Annotated in this window: 15 protein-coding genes and 1 pseudogene; 15 read left to right on the forward strand and 1 reads right to left on the reverse strand. The window is 41.1% G+C overall.

Annotated elements, in window-relative coordinates; all coding sequences use genetic code 11:
• Positions 1 to 142 precede the first annotated feature (142 nt).
• From purF to purB, 15 genes and pseudogenes are all read left to right on the forward strand, one after another.
• Entirely contained in the window at positions 143 to 1,585 is a 1,443-nt protein-coding gene (gene purF, locus HMPREF9965_RS10380) for an amidophosphoribosyltransferase (RefSeq protein ID WP_000220658.1), read from the forward strand.
• 38 nt (positions 1,586 to 1,623) lie between these two features.
• A complete protein-coding gene (gene purM, locus HMPREF9965_RS10385) occupies positions 1,624 to 2,646 on the forward strand; it encodes a phosphoribosylformylglycinamidine cyclo-ligase (protein ID WP_025170866.1) in 1,023 nt (340 codons plus the stop codon).
• On the forward strand, positions 2,643 to 3,194 hold the full coding sequence (gene purN / locus HMPREF9965_RS10390) for a phosphoribosylglycinamide formyltransferase (RefSeq protein WP_000717493.1): 552 nt from the start codon (positions 2,643 to 2,645) through the stop codon (positions 3,192 to 3,194). The genes purM and purN overlap by 4 nt, the downstream gene beginning before the upstream one ends.
• A 3-nt stretch (positions 3,195 to 3,197) precedes the next feature.
• Entirely contained in the window at positions 3,198 to 3,899 is a 702-nt protein-coding gene (locus tag HMPREF9965_RS10395; RefSeq protein WP_001060122.1) for a hypothetical protein, read from the forward strand.
• Positions 3,899 to 5,446 (forward strand): bifunctional phosphoribosylaminoimidazolecarboxamide formyltransferase/IMP cyclohydrolase, encoded by a 1,548-nt coding sequence (gene purH, locus HMPREF9965_RS10400; protein ID WP_000166568.1) that lies wholly within the window; start codon positions 3,899 to 3,901, stop codon positions 5,444 to 5,446. Before HMPREF9965_RS10395 ends, purH begins: the two co-directional genes overlap by 1 nt.
• A gap of 77 nt (positions 5,447 to 5,523) precedes the next feature.
• On the forward strand, positions 5,524 to 7,425 hold the full coding sequence (locus tag HMPREF9965_RS10405) for an SIR2 family protein (protein WP_000392101.1): 1,902 nt from the start codon (positions 5,524 to 5,526) through the stop codon (positions 7,423 to 7,425).
• A gap of 167 nt (positions 7,426 to 7,592) precedes the next feature.
• Positions 7,593 to 8,087: a hypothetical protein gene (locus HMPREF9965_RS0102635; protein ID WP_000467405.1), complete on the forward strand. Its 495-nt coding sequence runs from the start codon at positions 7,593 to 7,595 to the stop codon at positions 8,085 to 8,087.
• A gap of 52 nt (positions 8,088 to 8,139) precedes the next feature.
• Complete coding sequence (locus tag HMPREF9965_RS13490) at positions 8,140 to 8,277, forward strand: hypothetical protein (protein WP_004269648.1); 138 nt, start codon at positions 8,140 to 8,142, stop codon at positions 8,275 to 8,277.
• A 120-nt stretch (positions 8,278 to 8,397) separates the two neighbouring features.
• Positions 8,398 to 9,660, forward strand: a complete 1,263-nt coding sequence (gene purD / locus HMPREF9965_RS10410; RefSeq protein ID WP_000772177.1) for a phosphoribosylamine--glycine ligase — start codon at positions 8,398 to 8,400, stop codon at positions 9,658 to 9,660.
• Between the two features lie 186 nt (positions 9,661 to 9,846).
• Entirely contained in the window at positions 9,847 to 10,338 is a 492-nt protein-coding gene (gene purE, locus HMPREF9965_RS10415) for a 5-(carboxyamino)imidazole ribonucleotide mutase (protein ID WP_000165491.1), read from the forward strand.
• Complete coding sequence (purK, locus tag HMPREF9965_RS10420) at positions 10,325 to 11,404, forward strand: 5-(carboxyamino)imidazole ribonucleotide synthase (protein WP_000099040.1); 1,080 nt, start codon at positions 10,325 to 10,327, stop codon at positions 11,402 to 11,404. Before purE ends, purK begins: the two co-directional genes overlap by 14 nt.
• 257 nt (positions 11,405 to 11,661) lie before the next feature.
• Positions 11,662 to 12,456: a hypothetical protein gene (locus HMPREF9965_RS10425; RefSeq protein WP_000475933.1), complete on the forward strand. Its 795-nt coding sequence runs from the start codon at positions 11,662 to 11,664 to the stop codon at positions 12,454 to 12,456.
• Positions 12,457 to 12,470: 14 nt separating this feature from the next.
• Positions 12,471 to 12,626, forward strand: a pseudogene (locus HMPREF9965_RS10430) (adenylosuccinate lyase); the annotation flags it as partial.
• A 73-nt stretch (positions 12,627 to 12,699) separates the two neighbouring features.
• A complete protein-coding gene (locus HMPREF9965_RS10435; protein WP_000611943.1) occupies positions 12,700 to 13,554 on the forward strand; it encodes a hypothetical protein in 855 nt (284 codons plus the stop codon).
• A gap of 18 nt (positions 13,555 to 13,572) precedes the next feature.
• Positions 13,573 to 14,871: an adenylosuccinate lyase gene (gene purB, locus HMPREF9965_RS10440; RefSeq protein WP_000610730.1), complete on the forward strand. Its 1,299-nt coding sequence runs from the start codon at positions 13,573 to 13,575 to the stop codon at positions 14,869 to 14,871.
• A 54-nt stretch (positions 14,872 to 14,925) separates the two neighbouring features.
• Here the strand turns inward: purB and strH are convergent, their stop codons facing one another.
• Complete coding sequence (gene strH, locus HMPREF9965_RS10445; RefSeq protein ID WP_000764165.1) at positions 14,926 to 18,921, reverse strand: LPXTG-anchored beta-N-acetylhexosaminidase StrH; 3,996 nt, start codon at positions 18,919 to 18,921, stop codon at positions 14,926 to 14,928.
• Positions 18,922 to 19,063: the final 142 nt, after the last annotated feature.

Genomic DNA, 19,063 nt, shown 5'->3' on the forward strand with positions numbered 1-19,063 from the left:
TCCGATAGACAATATCAGTAATGTAAAAGCCATGTAGCTCTTGATGATTGTAAAAGGTTTGTTTTGCGAGTGCAACGAGCTTCTACCGTATCGTTCGGCTCTACTGAAGGAATGATGCAAAAATAAAAATTAGGTATATAAAATGACATACGAAGTAAAATCTCTTAATGAAGAATGTGGTGTTTTCGGTATCTGGGGGCATCCAGATGCTGCTAAATTGACCTATTTTGGTCTCCATAGTCTTCAGCACCGTGGTCAGGAGGGGGCAGGAATCCTCTCCAATGATCAGGGGCAATTGAAGCGTCATCGTGATATGGGGCTTTTATCAGAAGTATTCAGAAATCCAGCTAATTTGGATAAACTAACTGGAACGAGCGCGATTGGGCATGTGCGTTATGCGACTGCTGGCGAAGCTTCTGTTGACAACATCCAGCCCTTCCTCTTTCGCTTTCATGATATGCAGTTTGGACTTGCTCATAACGGAAACTTGACCAATGCCGAATCGCTCAAGAAAGAATTGGAACAAAGAGGAGCTATTTTCAGTTCAACTTCGGACTCGGAAATCTTGGCTCACCTCATTCGTCGGAGTCACAATCCCAACTTGATGGGCAAAATCAAAGAGGCGCTTAGCCTTGTCAAAGGTGGATTTGCTTATATCCTGCTGTTTGAGGACAAGTTGATTGCGGCTCTTGATCCTAATGGCTTCCGTCCACTTTCTATTGGGAAAATGGCAAACGGAGCGGTGGTGGTTTCGTCAGAAACCTGTGCTTTTGAAGTTATTGGTGCTGAGTGGATTCGCGATGTAAAACCAGGAGAGATTGTAATCGTAGATGACAATGGGATTCAGTACGATAGCTATACGAATGATACCCAGTTGGCGATTTGCTCTATGGAGTATATTTATTTTGCCCGTCCTGACTCTAATATCCATGGTGTCAACGTCCATACAGCTCGCAAACGTATGGGGGCCCAATTAGCGCGTGAGTTCAAGCACGAAGCAGATATTGTGGTCGGTGTGCCAAATTCCTCACTCAGCGCAGCTATGGGATTTGCAGAAGAATCTGGTCTGCCAAATGAAATGGGTCTCATCAAAAACCAATACACGCAACGCACCTTTATCCAACCGACTCAAGAATTGCGGGAGCAAGGGGTGCGGATGAAACTGTCTGCTGTTTCGGGCGTTGTCAAAGGCAAACGTGTGGTCATGATTGATGATTCCATTGTTCGTGGGACAACCTCTCGCCGTATCGTTCAGCTTTTGAAAGAAGCAGGTGCGTCTGAGGTTCACGTTGCCATTGGTAGTCCAGCGCTGGCTTATCCATGTTTCTACGGGATTGATATCCAGACGCGTCAGGAGTTGATTGCGGCTAATCATACAGTCGAAGAAACTCGCCAAATCATTGGTGCGGATAGCCTGACCTATCTTTCGATTGATGGCTTGATTGATTCTATCGGCATCGAAACAGATGCGCCAAACGGTGGTCTTTGTGTCGCTTACTTTGACGGCAACTACCCAACTCCTCTCTACGACTATGAGGAAGACTATCGTAGAAGTTTGGGGGATAAGACCAGTTTTTACAAATAGATGGATAAAGACTCTCCATGAAAGGAAAGGAAGAGAAGATGACAAATAAAAATGCTTATGCGCAATCTGGTGTGGATGTTGAAGCGGGTTATGAAGTTGTTGAGCGGATCAAAAAGCACGTGGCTCGCACGGAGCGTGCGGGTGTCATGGGAGCTCTTGGTGGTTTCGGTGGCATGTTTGACCTCTCAAAAACAGGTGTCAAAGAGCCTGTCTTGATTTCAGGGACTGACGGTGTCGGAACCAAGCTCATGCTGGCCATCAAGTACGACAAGCATGATACGATTGGGCAGGACTGTGTGGCCATGTGTGTCAATGACATCATCGCTGCAGGTGCGGAGCCTCTTTACTTCCTTGACTATGTAGCGACTGGCAAGAATGAACCAGCTAAACTAGAACAAGTCGTTGCTGGTGTGGCAGAAGGCTGTGTGCAGGCAGGCGCAGCCCTCATCGGTGGGGAAACAGCTGAAATGCCAGGTATGTATGGCGAAGATGACTATGACCTGGCTGGTTTTGCGGTCGGTGTGGCAGAAAAATCTCAAATCATTGACGGTTCAAAGGTGGCAGAAGGTGATGTTCTTCTCGGACTTGCGTCAAGTGGGATTCACTCAAATGGTTACTCTCTGGTTCGCCGTGTTTTTGCCGACTACACGGGTGAGGAAGTCTTACCAGAATTGGAAGGCAAGAAACTCAAGGAAGTCCTTCTTGAGCCGACTCGTATCTATGTCAAGGCTGTCTTGCCCCTCATCAAAGAAGAGTTGGTCAACGGTATTGCTCACATCACAGGTGGGGGTTTTATTGAAAATGTTCCTCGTATGTTTGCGGCTGACCTGGCTGCTGAGATTGAGGAAAGCAAAGTTCCAGTCCTCCCGATTTTCAAAGCCCTTGAAAAATACGGTGAAATCAAGCATGAGGAAATGTTTGAAATCTTCAATATGGGTGTGGGACTCATGCTGGCAGTTAGCCCTAAAAATGTAGGTCGTGTCAAGGAATTGTTGGATGAACCAGTCTATGAAATTGGTCGCATCGTCAAGAAAGAAAACGAAAGTGTCATTATCAAATGAAAAAAATAGCGGTTTTTGCCTCTGGTAATGGCTCAAATTTTCAGGTGATTGCCGAAGAATTTCCGGTGGAATTTGTCTTTTCAGACCATCGTGACGCCTATGTGCTCGAGCGGGCAGAAAAGCTCGGCGTCCTGTCCTATGCTTTTGAACTCAAGGAGTTTGAGAACAAGGCAGACTATGAAGCAGCCCTTGTCGAACTCTTGGAAGAACACCAGATTGACTTGGTTTGCCTCGCCGGTTACATGAAAATCGTTGGGCCAACCTTACTTGGAGCCTACGAGGGGCGTATTATCAATATCCATCCAGCCTATCTGCCCGAATTTCCAGGAGCTCATGGGATAGAGGATGCTTGGAATGCTGGGGTTGCTGAGAGCGGTGTGACCATTCACTGGGTGGACTCCGGTGTGGATACAGGCAAGGTCATCAAACAAGTCCGTGTGCCACGTCTAGCAGATGATACTATCGAAAGCTTTGAAGCTCGTATTCATGAGGCTGAGTACAAGTTGTATCCGGAGGTGCTGGATAGCTTGGGAGTGGATAGGAAGTAAATTTTGAATAATAAAGCTGTTAAGACTTTACTAGACAAAGTTAAAGAATTTGAAGAATTTTTTAATGAGTATGAAAAACAATTTTACCCTAAAGTAATAAAAATTAGAAATAAATTTCTAATTAGCTTAATTGTATTTATTACCCTAATGTTAACAAGTTATGTAGTTTGGTTGTGGGATTTTGGTGATTTGTGTATTAAAATAGCTTCTCTTATTTTTACTATGTTTTCTTTGATGTACTTTATTCATCTCAGTCGAAAATTTGATAAAATTTCAGACGGAAAACCTAATAAATTTGAAGAGCTATGTAGAGAAATAAAGTATGAATTGATTCTTATGTATGGAGAAAAAGCTAGTTATGCTGTAAAGTTGTTAATAGCTGATTTGACAGATAAACGTGATAGGTCGATTAAGCGATATGAAAGTTCAATACAATTTGTCAGTAGGATTGGTATAATTTTAACAACGGCTTTTGTCACTTTGGCTTTAAATAAATTATTTGTTGCAGATGAGACAGCTATTTCTGTTGAAACATTTTTGGGTTTAATTTTAATCGTAGCTATAATAGTATGGTTGATTAATGTCATAGATAGTGGAATAAAAAATATTATTAAATACCCCATATGGGGTAAAGCTTCAAAAGAAGTATATCTAATAGATATTTTATACGAAGTTAAATATATGGTTTTGGAAAAGGAGAAATAATGACTAAACGCGCCTTAATCAGCGTCTCATACAAAGCGGGCATTGTCGAATTTGCCCAAGAACTCAAAAAACTCGGTTGGGATATCATCTCGACAGGTGGGACAAAGGTTACCCTTGATAATGCTGAGGTGGAGACCATTGCAATTGATGATGTGACGGGCTTCCCAGAAATGATGGATGGTCGTGTCAAGACCCTTCACCCAAATATCCATGGTGGGCTCCTCGCTCGTCGTGATCTCGATAGCCACCTTGAGGCGGCTAAGGACAATAAGATCGAGCTCATCGACCTTGTAGTTGTCAATCTTTATCCTTTCAAGGAAACGATTCTCAAACCAGATGTGACGTACGCTGATGCGGTGGAGAACATCGATATTGGTGGGCCATCTATGCTTCGTTCAGCAGCTAAAAACCATGCCAGCGTGACGGTTGTGGTAGACCCTGCTGACTATGCAGTGGTTTTGGATGAGTTGTCAGCCAATGGTGAAACGACTTACGAAACTCGCCAACGTTTAGCAGCCAAGGTTTTCCGTCACACAGCAGCTTATGATGCCTTGATTGCAGAATACTTCACAGCTCAAGTGGGCGAAAGCAAACCTGAAAAACTTACTTTGACTTATGACCTCAAACAAGCCATGCGCTATGGGGAAAATCCTCAGCAGGATGCCGATTTCTACCAAAAAGCCTTGCCGACAGACTACTCGATTGCTTCAGCAAAACAGCTCAACGGTAAAGAATTGTCCTTCAATAACATTCGTGACGCTGATGCGGCGATTCGTATTATCCGTGATTTCAAAGACCGTCCAACCGTTGTAGCTTTGAAACACATGAATCCATGTGGAATTGGTCAGGCAGATGACATCGAAACTGCTTGGGACTATGCTTATGAGTCTGACCCAGTGTCTATCTTTGGTGGAATTGTCGTCCTTAACCGTGAGGTGGATGCTGCGACAGCTGAGAAGATGCACGGTGTATTCCTCGAGATCATCATCGCACCGAGCTATACGGATGAAGCGCTAGCCATTTTGACCAACAAAAAGAAAAACTTGCGTATCCTTGCCTTGCCATTCGACGCTCAGGATGCCAGCGAAGTGGAAGCAGAGTACACAGGCGTGGTTGGTGGTCTCCTTGTTCAAAATCAAGACGTGGTCAAGGAAAGCCCAGCTGACTGGCAAGTGGTGACCAAACGCCAACCAACTGAGACAGAAGCAACTGCTCTTGAGTTCGCTTGGAAAGCTATCAAGTACGTCAAATCAAACGGAATCATCGTAACTAACGACCACATGACACTTGGCGTTGGGCCAGGTCAAACCAACCGTGTGGCTTCAGTCCGTATTGCCATTGACCAAGCCAAAGACCGCCTTGAGGGCGCTGTGCTTGCTTCAGATGCCTTCTTCCCATTTGCCGATAATGTAGAAGAAATCGCCAAAGCAGGTATCAAGGCCATCATCCAACCAGGTGGATCTGTCCGTGACCAAGAGTCTATCGAAGCCGCTGATAAGTACGGCTTGACTATGGTCTTCACAGGTGTGAGACATTTTAGACATTAAACGTACAAAGAGTGCAAATTTGCACTCTTTTTGTTATAATGATATGAGATATACATGAAAAATAAGAGGTATTCATTATGGAAGAAATGCGATTTATTAAGTTTAACCCTAAACAAGATAATGAAGAGTTATCTAAAGAATTTATTCGTTATTTTGAATCTAATATGATTGTTCCGATACTAGGTTCAGGATTTACAGTAGGAGAAGCTACTGCTCATGGGGAAGTAGTTCCTTCCGGTTTAGCTATGAAGAAACATATGTTATCAAAAATATTTGAGAGTGAGAGCTTAAAAAGTGAAGAAAAAGAATATTTAAAAAGTCAAGATTTTAGCACAGTTTCATCATATTATGAAAAAACCGTTGAGGAAAATGATAGAAGAAACTATATTAAAACAAGACTTTCAAAAGTAAATCTACCTGAAGGGAAGAAGAAATTTATAACAATACCATTCAAAACAATTTACACTTTGAATACTGATGATGCTATTGAGTTTAATTCCGAAAATATTGAAGTTATTCTTCCCAATAAGAGTTTATTAGATGAGGATACTTTAGGAGAATTCCGTAATGAAGGAAAAACAATTCTTTTTAAAATTCATGGAGATGTTCAGGAATACCTAAAGTATAAAGAACCTTTTATTTTTAATAAAGAACAATATGTTTCTAGTATTTCTAAAAATAAAAATGTATTAACTCAATTGGCTACGGATTTAATGTCAAATTGTGCAATTTTTATTGGTTGTAGTCTGGATGACGAAATTGATTTAATGTATGCTGCATTAGGAATGAGTTATGGTAAACAATCATTAAAACATACTTACTACGTAACACATAAAGAATTAAATAAAATAGAAGAACATAAATTAACAAATTTTAATATAGATACTATTATTAAATTAGAATCTGATAAAGATTATTTAAAGTTTTATGATTTTGTTAAAATACAATACGAAAAAACTGTAGAAAAAAAAGATGTCACATTAGCATTAAATCCTAAAATTATTTTCGATAAATCGGATAAAGAAAGTTTTTATAATGATATTTCATATTTAATGCAAACTTATCATATATATAGATATTATAGAAAAAAAGAAATACATTTACCATCGTTTTTCATCTCTAGAGATGTAATAAAAAATAATTTTAAGAAAATACAGCAAAGTAATATTATTGTTTTATATGGGCACAGATTTTCTGGTAAATCTTATGCATTAATTGATTTGTATAATAAATTTGCAAGAGATAATAGAGTTTTTATACCTCAAAAGACTCATATTGATTATGAAAAATTAATTGATATTATTAAAAATTCAAGAAATACTGTATTTTTTATTGACTCGAATAATATTGGTAGATTGGTTGTAGATTTTATTTTAGAAAACAAGAAATTAATTTTAGAGAATAATATTAAATTAATCATGACACTTACGTCATCTGAAAAAGACAACCTTTTTATTCTGCAGAATTTAATGGATTTGCCAGATAGTGAAGAATTTATAAGTAGAATTTATATAGATAATATTTTTTCTAAAAATGAAACAGATTCTCTTAATAGTTTAATTGATCGAACGCTAATTGGTAAGTTTGATTATTCCTCCAGAGATAACAAGGTTACGATACTAGATAATATATATAAACGAATTGATTTATTAGATGAAAATGATTTTGATATTTCGGGAAGTATTATTAATAAGAATTTACAAGAGGGAGATATACAAGATAGAGTAATGGACTTACTAATACTTTTAGCCATACATAATAGTTCCATTACAATAAAAAATATAGAGAAGTTTGAATTAGGCGGGAGTGTGACACAAATTGAGAGAAAGTTTCAACCTATTGTTCAATTTGCTTTTATTGAAGAAATTGAAAAAAATGTTTTTGATACTTCTTCTCAAAAATTTCTTTGTAATTCAAATGTTTGGTTATTGAAAGAATTACAAAGGTTATCGATGGATAGTCAATATCATGAAAAATAGTTGGAGCTTATAAACGTATAATTACTTCTATTATTATTGCTAATAGTCAGAATAAACCTAAGCAAAGAAACGAGATTGCGAAGTATATTAAATTTGATGAAATCAATGATATATTTTCAAATAGTGCTGGAGGAGCTAGAAAATTAATTGATAAAATATATGAAAGTTTGTTCGGTTTACTTAATGATAACTTCCAATATTTTCATCAGAGAGCTAAAAGTTTATCTTGGAGAGACGGAGATATAGATTCTTTGAATAATGCGCTTCGTTTTATAAAAAAAGCCAAGAATGATATTGAAGTGTATTATAGCAGTTCTTATAAAGAAAAACCTGCATATAAGCATGTTTGTTATACACAAGCGGTAATATATGTAAAAATTGCCAAACATAACCATTTTGATGATATTCAAAAGAACAATATGGCAATCAAAGCAATTACTGATGCTTTTTATGATAATGAAAATATAAATTATATAGAATCAGATAACGAGAGAGGTGTGCCAAACGATATAGTAGGATTTATAAAAAAAGTACACTATTCTAGAAAATTTTCAGAAGATAATAGAGATAAGTTGAATAACTTATTTAATAGGCTAATAAGTAATATCAATACAAGTTTCAACCATCGTAGATATAGCAAAAAAAGGAATCATAGAAGTTGACAGACTACATATTTTTATAAGTAAGGATGCTTTCTTCCCATTTGCGGATAACGTGGAAGAAATCGCCAAAGCAGGTATTAAGGCCATCATCCAACCGGGTGGGTCCGTCCGTGACCAAGAATCCATCGAAGCTGCTGATAAATACGGCTTGACCATGGTCTTCACAGGGGTGAGACATTTTAGACATTAAGAAGCAAAAGGGAAGAAAACCGTTTCTTTCCTTTTTTGGCTTAAAATGCTAAGTGAAACAAGATTAAAACGAACGTTTGTGATATAATATTATTAAATAATTCGCAAAAGAGGTTATGAGATGAAGCTGTTAGTTGTCGGCTCGGGTGGTCGTGAACATGCCATTGCTAAGAAGTTGCTTGAGTCAAAAGACGTTGAAAAAGTCTTTGTGGCTCCGGGAAATGACGGGATGACTCTGGATGGTCTGGAATTGGTGGACATCTCTATTTCCGAACATTCTAAGCTGATTGACTTCGCAAAAGTCAACGATATTGCTTGGTCCTTTATCGGGCCAGATGACGCCCTTGCTGCTGGGATTGTGGATGATTTCAATGCAGCTGGTCTCAAGGTTTTTGGTCCGACAAGATTAGCAGCGGAGCTGGAGTGGTCCAAGGATTTTGCTAAGGAAATCATGGTCAAGTACGGCGTTCCGACAGCAGCCTATGGCACATTTTCAGATTTCGAGGAAGCTAAGGACTATATCGAAAAGCAGGGAGCGCCTATCGTGGTCAAGGCGGACGGCCTAGCTCTAGGCAAGGGTGTCGTCGTTGCTGAAACGGTTGAGCAAGCGGTCGAAGCCGCTCACGAGATGCTCTTAGACAATAAATTTGGGGACTCTGGTGCGCGTGTTGTTATTGAGGAATTCCTTGACGGAGAAGAGTTCTCTCTCTTTGCCTTTGTCAATGGGGACAAGTTCTACATCATGCCGACGGCTCAGGATCACAAACGTGCTTACGATGGCGATAAGGGCCCTAACACTGGTGGGATGGGTGCCTATGCGCCAGTTCCTCACTTACCACAGAGCGTGGTTGACACAGCTGTTGACACCATTATCAAGCCAGTCCTTGAAGGGATGATCAAAGAAGGTCGTCCGTATCTTGGTGTCCTTTACGCGGGGCTTATTTTAACTGCTGATGGTCCGAAGGTCATCGAGTTCAACGCTCGATTTGGAGATCCTGAAACGCAAATCATCTTGCCTCGTTTGACATCTGACTTTGCACAAAATATTACAGATATTCTGGATGGTAAGGAGCCAAATATCACGTGGACGAACAAGGGTGTGACTCTGGGTGTGGTTGTTGCATCCAAGGGCTACCCGCTAGATTATGCAAAGGGTGTCGAGTTGCCAACTAAGACAGAAGGCAATATCATCACCTACTATGCAGGAGCTAAGTTTGCGGAAAATAGCAGAGCACTGCTATCCAACGGCGGACGTGTCTATATGCTCGTCACCACAGCAGATGCCGTCAAAGAAGCCCAAGAAACCATCTACCAAGAACTCGACAAACAAAACACAGAAGGCCTTTTCTACCGAACAGATATCGGAAGCAAGGCGAACAAATAAAATTTCAAAAGCGACTGAGTCGCCAAACCCGATAATGGTCGCCGTGGTGAAAAGACCAGAACAATTTCTGTTCTGGTCTAGGGAAAATTTGAGACCTTAGGCTCAAATTTTAGGAATGAAACCGAAGATTTGCTTCCGTCCCCATCACCTAAGACCATTATAAAAAAAGAAGAAAAAGGAAAAATTATGACTAAACCAATTATTTCCATCATCATGGGCTCAAAATCCGACTGGGCAACCATGCAAAAAACCGCCGAGGTCCTGGACCGCTTCGGTGTAGCCTACGAAAAGAAAGTTGTCTCTGCCCACCGTACTCCAGACCTCATGTTCAGACATGCGGAGGAAGCTCGTAGTCGCGGTATCAAGGTCATTATCGCAGGTGCTGGTGGGGCAGCCCATTTACCAGGGATGGTCGCAGCGAAAACAACCCTTCCTGTCATCGGTGTACCAGTCAAATCACGTGCCCTTAGCGGTGTGGACTCGCTCTACTCTATCGTACAGATGCCGGGTGGCGTGCCTGTGGCGACAATGGCTATCGGTGAAGCAGGGGCGACAAACGCGGCTCTCTTTGCCCTCCGTCTCCTTTCGGTAGAGGATCAGGCTATCGCGACAGCTTTGGCAGATTTTGCAGAAGAACAAGGAAAAATCGCAGAGGAGTCGACAAATGAGCTCATCTAAAACAATCGGAATTATTGGTGGCGGTCAGCTGGGGCAGATGATGGCCATTTCTGCTATCTACATGGGGCACAAGGTTATCGCGCTGGATCCTGCGGCGGATTGCCCGGCCTCTCGCGTGGCGGAAATTATCGTGGCACCTTATAACGATGTGGATGCTTTGCGTCAGTTGGCAGAGCGTTGCGATGTCCTCACCTATGAGTTTGAAAATGTGGATGCTGACGGTTTGGATGCTGTCATCAAGGATGGTCAACTCCCACAAGGGACAGACCTGCTCCGCATCTCCCAAAATCGCATCTTTGAAAAGGATTTTCTCTCAAACAAAGCTCAAGTTACTGTTGCTCCTTACAAGGTAGTGACCTCAAGTCAAGACTTGACAGATATCGACCTGTCGAAAAACTATGTTCTCAAGACTGCGACCGGAGGCTACGATGGCCATGGTCAAAAGGTCATTCGTTCAGAAGCAGACTTGGAAGAAGCCTATGCATTAGCGGATTCAGCTGACTGTGTCTTGGAAGAGTTCGTTAACTTCGACCTGGAGATTTCTGTCATCGTGTCTGGCAATGGTAAGGAAGTGACAGTTTTCCCGGTTCAGGAAAATATCCATCGCAACAATATTCTGTCTAAGACCATTGTGCCAGCTCGCATTTCAGAAAGTCTAGCTGACAAGGCCAAAACTATGGCAGTACGAATTGCTGAACAACTGAACTTGTCTGGTACCCTCTGTGTGGAAATGTTTGCGACAGCTGATGACATCATCGTCAATGAGATTGCCCCACGGCCACACAACTCTGGGCATTACTCTATCGAAGCTTGCGACTTCTCCCAGTTTGACACCCATATTTTAGGCGTTCTTGGAGCACCATTGCCAGCCATCAAACTGCATGCCCCAGCTATCATGCTCAATGTTCTCGGCCAGCATGTTGAGGCCGCTGAAAAATATGTCACAGAAAATCCAAGCGCCCACCTCCACATGTATGGTAAAATAGAAGCGAAGCACAACCGCAAGATGGGACATGTGACTTTGTTTAGTGATGTACCGGATAGTGTGGTTGAGTTTGGGGAGTAAGACAGGACCCCAGTTATAAGGTCCGTCGTCTTACCCCTGCAAGGTTGACTAGGCTTGTCGCAGGCGAAAAATCGACAAGAGAAGCCAGACAACTACTGATGGAAAGGGATTGACTGGTAGAAGACCCATTTCTTGAACACAGTTTTCATAGTGTAAATCTTGCAATGCAATAAAGATTTACATAATAACATGGCGATTTATTCTATTAGTGATAAAAGTGTACTATTTTTTAATCTTCTTATATAGAGGGACATTATATGTTTAAAAATAATAAAAAGTATTTTTTAATTTTTGGGGGATTGATTTTACTACCAGTGATTCTTGATTTGTATAACCAGAATTTTGGTTTAACTAAGGAGTATGATTGGTTATCTTTTTATGGCAATTTAGTTGGTAGTTTTGTTACCATTATAGGAATTAAGCTAACTTTGGATTTTGAATCGGAGCAGTCCCGAAGAGATGAAAAAATAAGCTACAGACCTATATTAAGATTTTCAAGTAAAAATCTTGATAACAAAGGTGATTTTTCAAAATCTCAAATTATACTTAGAGATGAGACGAGTTTAAAAAAATTTCAAGAAAATAACATCAGTAATTCAAAAGCAGGAAAAGATAAGTTATCTGGTGAGATAGAAAGCTTATTGTCACAGTCGTTAAAATATGTTTATGTACAATCTAGATTTTTACTCTGTATTTCCAATGTTAGCTCTAATAATGCGATACTAAGTAATATTATAGTGTTAGATGACGTTATAGCGGGTAATTTAAATTATGAAAATTTTTATAAATCTTGTCTTGTGAAAAAAGAAAGTTATTTGGAGTTAGATATATCACTAGCTTGTGCGCTTAGTAAAGAAGAGATAGATTTCATAGAGCAAGGCATACCGAAGATATTATCGATACGTATTGAATTCTTTGATTTACTAAAAAATAAATACTGCTATGCTTTTGCTTTACAAATTGAGAGGGTATACCAAGAAGATGTTTCTCACCATTACGCTAATATAAAGATTGATGAAAACACGATTCAAGTAGAACCTTTTGAATTATAGTTACGGAGAAAACAATGATCAACCGTTATTCTCGCCCTGAGATAGCGAACATTTGGACTGAAGAAAATAAATACCGTGCTTGGCTTGAGGTAGAAATCTTGGCTGACGAGGCATGGGCTGAGTTGGGAGAAATCCCTAAGGAAGATGTGGCTTTGATTTGCGAGAAAGCAGCTGAGTGGGCGGTAGAGAAAAATATTAGAATGAACAATCACTAAATTTAGATTCAAATTAAAGGAGAATATAATGATACCTGAGTTATTAAAGAGCGTTGAGAGTAAATATACGATTGAAACTGATGGATTAACAATAAAAAATAATGCAATTATTACTAGAAATAATAGTATTCAAATATCAAATTTATCCATGTTAAGTAAAAGTGAATTTAAATCACCAGTCACGCTACGAGATATATTTATTCTGATAATTCTATTTATGATTGGATTGATCCCACCATTTTTAGGATTAATATTATTTGGTTTATATGCATGGTACGTTTATAATAAACACCAAAATCATTTGAAGTCAAAATATTATATAGTATTTAATTTGGGATCAAGTCAAAATTATTTATTGTATTTCGAAGACGCTAAATTTAGAGATACTGTTTTTAATATTATTACGGAATCTTTTGGTAATAAAGCGGAAAATATATACATTGATATAAAAAATCAAAATATAGAGAATTATGATAGTAAAAATATCTATGAAAAGGAAGTATCTCAAACAACTGTATCAGGTAATGATAATGTAGTTGGAAATGATTTTGGTTCAGGTAATAATGTCACACTTAATGGGGACAACAATGTTAACTCAAATATTATTACAGATTCTATTTTAGAAAAATCTAATATGAATGTTGAGTTTCCGTGGTCGGAACTTTCTAAACAACTTCAACAGATTGTTAACAATGCTTCTGCTCTATCTGAGCAATCTATCGAAATTTTAAAGGACTTACTTGCTGCAACTGACAAAAATAGCGAGTCTGAATTTACTGTAGTTGTTAAAGAAAATGCTTCATTTTTCAATCAACAATTTATTAAAGATATAATATCAGGAACTTTAGGCGGAGTTATTTCATCATTACTATCAGGCAGATAAAATTATAGGAGAAACAACATGATCAACCGTTACTCTCGCCCTGAGATGGCGAACATTTGGAGTGAAGAAAATAAATACCGTGCTTGGCTTGAGGTGGAAATCTTGGCTGACGAGGCATGGGCTGAGTTGGGTGAAATCCCTAAGGAAGATGTGGCTTTGATTCGCGAGAAGGCGGACTTTGACATCGACCGTATTTTAGAGATTGAGCAGGAGACTCGCCACGATGTGGTGGCTTTCACGCGTGCGGTTTCTGAGACTCTTGGTGAAGAGCGCAAGTGGGTCCACTATGGCTTGACTTCTACCGACGTGGTGGATACTGCCTATGGTTACCTCTACAAGCAGGCCAACGACATCATCCGTCGTGACCTTGAAAACTTCACCAACATCATCGCTGATAAGGCTAAGGAGCACAAGTTCACCATCATGATGGGACGTACCCATGGTGTGCACGCTGAGCCGACAACTTTTGGTCTTAAATTGGCCACTTGGTACAGCGAAATGAAGCGCAATATCGAGCGTTTCGAGCATGCGGCTGCTGGTGTGGAAGCTGGTAAGATTTCTGGTGCGGTTGGGAACTTTGCCAACATCCCACCATTTGTAGAGCAATACGTCTGCGACAAGTTGGGTATCCGTGCCCAAGAAATCTCTACACAAGTGCTTCCTCGTGACCTTCACGCTGAGTACTTTGCAGTTCTTGCCAGCATCGCGACTTCTATCGAGCGTATGGCAACGGAAATCCGTGGTCTGCAAAAATCAGAACAACGTGAGGTGGAAGAGTTCTTTGCCAAAGGTCAAAAAGGTTCATCTGCTATGCCTCACAAACGCAACCCGATTGGTTCTGAAAACATGACAGGTCTTGCGCGTGTTATCCGTGGTCACATGGTAACAGCCTATGAGAACGTAGCCCTCTGGCACGAACGTGATATCTCTCACTCGTCAGCTGAGCGCATCATCACACCAGATACGACTATTTTGATCGACTACATGCTCAACCGTTTTGGAAATATCGTCAAGAACTTGACGGTCTTCCCAGAAAACATGATACGCAACATGAACTCAACCTTTGGTCTTATCTTTAGCCAACGTGCTATGTTGACCTTGATTGAAAAAGGCATGACCCGTGAGCAAGCTTACGACCTTGTTCAACCGAAAACGGCTTACTCTTGGGATAACCAAGTAGACTTTAAACCGCTTCTAGAAGGAGATCCAGAAGTGACATCACGCCTGACTCAAGAAGAAATCGACGAAATCTTCAACCCTGCATACTACACCAAACGAGTGGATGATATCTTCGAACGTATCGGACTAGGTGACTAATCACAACAAAAAAGCGAGATTCAATCTCGCTTTTTGTATTCTTGTCGGAGAGGTTTAATCTTCTTTTCTCTTAGTGAGTCCGTAGGCTGCTAGAGTCGCCATAAGCCCTGCTGCGACCAAGCCTGCAGAGTCTTGACTTCCTGTTGCAGGGAGTTGTTTTTCATCTGCTTTGACAGTAGTTGGTGCAGTTTGCTCAGCCTTCTCAACGGCAGTGCCGACTTCAACAACTTGAGTGACCGCTTCCTGTGTTACCACGCTATTGACAAGGGTTCTTTCTTCTTTTCCATCAGCACTAGTACTTACAGAGTAGAAGGCAGTACGGTGGCCGTTAGCTCCTTTAGTAACAACTTGCGTTTGTCCTTTTGGTAATTGAGGATTTTCACGTGTCACAGTAGTAAAGGGAATTTCTTCCTCTTGGATGTCCAGTCTTGGTTTTGCTTCTGCGGCTGGCGCAAGACCGTGTTCATCCCCTACATGGGTTACAAGGGTTCCGACTTCAATAACTTGTGTCATTGCTTCTTGCGTTACAAGGCTATCTACAAGAGTTTTCACTTCCTTACCGTCAGCAGTGGTGCTTACAGAGTAGTAATGATTGCGACGACCGTTAGCGCCTTTAGTAACGACTTGAGTCTTCCCTTTGAGCAAGAGTGGATTTTCACGTGTCACAGTAGTGAATGGAATTTCTTCTTCTTGGATATCCAGTCTCGGTTTCGCTTCGGCAGCTGGAGCAAGGCCACTTTCATCCCCTTTGTGGGTAATAGGGGCACCGATTTCAACCACTTGGGTCACTGGTTCTTTGGTTACTTGGCTATCTAGAACGGTTTCTGTTTGTTTACCATTTTCAGTAAGGACAGAGATGTAATGAGTGCGTTCACCATCTACACCTGGTGTGACAATCTTTTCTTGCTTAGCTGGGAGGTTCGGATTTTCTTTTTTGATAACCTCAAAAGGAATCTTTTCTGCTCTTGTGATGAGTTCCGGTTTGGTTTCAACGTTGGCAGCTAGTTCGTTTTCGTCTAGGCTTCCTGAGTGTGTTGCAGCTGGTTTGAGACCTAGACGGGCTGCTTTGAGCTTAGCTACGAGAGCGTCTAACTCAGCTTGTTTGCTGCGATTGAGGTTGTAGTTGAGAGCCTCTTTAGCTGCATTTAGAGCATCCAAGCTTTCCTTGCCGTATCCTTCTAGGTTTGCTGGGATTTGAGCAAGCTCCTCGCGGAGAGCATTGTAGTTAGCGCGGAAGTAGTCTTTGTTGTGGTCTGCAAAGGCAGTCATGAGTTCAAAGATTTCTTCTTCCTTGTACTCGGCACTTGGTCTATCTGCCCAGATAGCAAGCATACTACCAATAGTAGGAAGGTCAACTTCAGGGTATTTAGTTGATGCTAGTTGATTAAATGGAGTTTTCTCGGTATTTTCGAGAGCTTTTTTGAGGAAGCCACCGCCATCTTCTGGTTTTTGACCGAGAATGTAGTACCAGTCCCCGTTGGTATTAAGGAATTTATAGCCTTTACTTGCAAGGTACTGTGGAGATGCAAGGTTGTAGCCCCACCATCCTTTAGACCAGTAAGAGATGATGACATCCTTGTCAAACTCAACATCATCCTTATCTTCGTAGTAGAAACCATCGTTGAAGGCCATTGGTTGAAGACCTCTTTCTTTGGCCATGGCAGCAAGAGTGTTAGAGTACTCAGCAAACTTGCCATAGAGATTGTAGTATTTTAGATAATACCAGCCTTGAGCGTTGGTGGCATCATTGGCATATTCGTCTGTACCGTAGTTAAAGATCTTAGTCTTGCCTGCAAAGAAGTCCATGTACTTGCCAATAAGGGCTTTTGTAAAGTTCATTGCTTCTTCGTTTTCAAGGTCCATGGTCGTTTTTGAAACCTTATCAAAGTAGGCTTGAGGATTCTTGATTCCAAGTTTTTCCATAGCGACGAGCATGGCATCCATGTGACCTGGGCTGTTAATCGCTGGAATGAGTCCGAGGCCTTTTGATTTTGCGTACTCGATCAATTCAGTGATTTCAGCTTGACTAAGAGTGGTTCCGTTTGGATCATCGTAGTAAGCTTTTGTTCCTTCGATAATGGCCTTCTTGACATCGTCACTTGCATAAGTTTTGCCGTTAGCTGTGATGGTCATGTCATCAAGGAGGAAGCGAAGTCCATCATTTCCTAGGAGCAGATGCACATCAGAGTAGCCGAGCTCGCTCGCCTTGTCTACGATGCGTTTGAGTTGGTCGAGCGTGAAGTACTTACGTCCAGCATCGATGGAGATTGCCTTGTTCTTGGCAAGTTTTTCAACTTCACGTTTCGCGTCTTCTTCTTTTTGAGCTTCTGGTGTGAAGGTCAAATTGCTTACAGCCTCTTGGAGTTTTGCGATTGCTTGATCAATGGTGTCTTGTTGAGCACGGCTGAGGTTGCTATCGAGTGAGCGAATAGCTTTTTCAGCTTCTTTTACAGCTGCGACACTTTCTGCAGTATAGCGGTTAAGGTCTGTTGGCACTTCTTTCAGGGCTTGCTCAGCAGACTCATAATCAGCCGCGAAGTATTCAGCATTGGCATTTGCGAAGCTACGCATGAGTTTGAAGAGGCGTGATGGTGAATAGCGTGCAGATGGGGTATCCGCCCAAGCAGCTACCATACCTCCGATGAACGGGATAGTAGCCCCATCAGATTTTGGTACAGAAGTGATTGGAGTGTTCTTGATACCATTGAGTCCTTGGTCGAGGTTGTACCAGCCTTGGCCATCGGCATTTCGTCCGAGGACGTAGTACCAAGCATCGTTGGTATTAAGGATTTGGTGGCCGTTTTCAACTAGAAGTTTAGAAGAAGCGACGTCGTATCCGCCCCATCCACCAGTCCACATAGAAACGATGATGTCTTTGTCAAAGGTTCCAAAGCTAGTATCGCTATTGTAGTAGATACCATCGTTAAAGGCCATTGGTTTGAGGCCGTGAGATTTGACGATGCGAGCAAGGTCATTAGCGTAGGCGATAAATTTATCATAACCCTTGTCTGGGAATCCATCTTCTGGATACCATTTATAGGCTTGAAGAACGCTCCAGCCTTTAGCATCTGTAGCATCATTGGCGTACTCGTCTAGCCCGATGTTGAAGATGTCAGATTTGCCAGCGAAGTAAGCAGCATACTTGTCGATCAGAGCTTTGGTAAATGCAACCGCTTCTTTGTTATCAAGGTCAACGGTACGAGCAGATTCCTTACCAAAGTAGTTGAAGTTCGGTTTTTGGATGCCTAGTTCTTTCATGGCATGCAAAATCGCATCCATGTGACCAGGGCTGTTTACAGTTGGGATGAGACCAATGCCTTTGTTTTTAGCATAGTTGATCAAGTCCGTCATCTGACTCTCTGTCAAATGGTTGCCGTTTGGATCCTTGTAATAGGCATCGGTTCCGTTTTCGAGTGCACGTTTGACATCGTCGCTTGCATAGGTTTTGCCATTGGCTGTGATCGTCATGTCGTCTAACATAAAACGCATGCCGTCATTTCCAACTAGTAGATGAAGATCAGTATAACCGTAGTGTTTGGCTTTGTCGATGATTTCTTTGAGTTGGTCTGGAGAGAAGTACTTGCGTCCAGCGTCGATTGAGATCATTTTTCTTTTTGCCAGTTTTTCATTTACTTGACTTGCTCGTTCAGTACTAGGAGCAACTGCAGCAGGTGTGGCTGGTTCATTTTTCTTGTCTTCGTCGGCTTTTACTGCTTCTGAGTTTTCTTCTGAAACAGGAGTAGCTTTTTCAGCGACTGGAGTCTCGTCAACTTTCTCTGCAACTACTGGGGATTCAGTTTTTTCGACTGTTGGAGCGAGTGTAGCTGAAGCTTCTTTTGCCTCGACTGTTTTTTCAAGCCTGCTTTCAACCGATGTCTCAGCTGTCTGTGGTTCTCCTTGAGCAGTCTGAGCTGCGCTTGGATTTTCTGGTGTTGGAGTGACGCTGTCGGCAGATACGACTTGTGCGCTAAAAGCAAATCCTATGAGTACAGAAGCTGCTCCAATCGCGTACTTACGAATGGAGAAGCGCTGTTTCTTTTCTAGTTTCATGATAAAACCTCCCTGTTATTATATTGTATGATAGCGTTTACACAAAACTGTTTTTATTTTATTATCTAAGATATAAAAAGTCAAGCGGCTTTATGAAAGAACTATAATAAATGGAGGAAATCATAAGATTTAGGAAAAAATT

The sequence above is a fragment of the Streptococcus mitis bv. 2 str. SK95 genome (assembly GCF_000222705.1).
Lineage (GTDB): Bacteria > Bacillota > Bacilli > Lactobacillales > Streptococcaceae > Streptococcus > Streptococcus mitis_AY.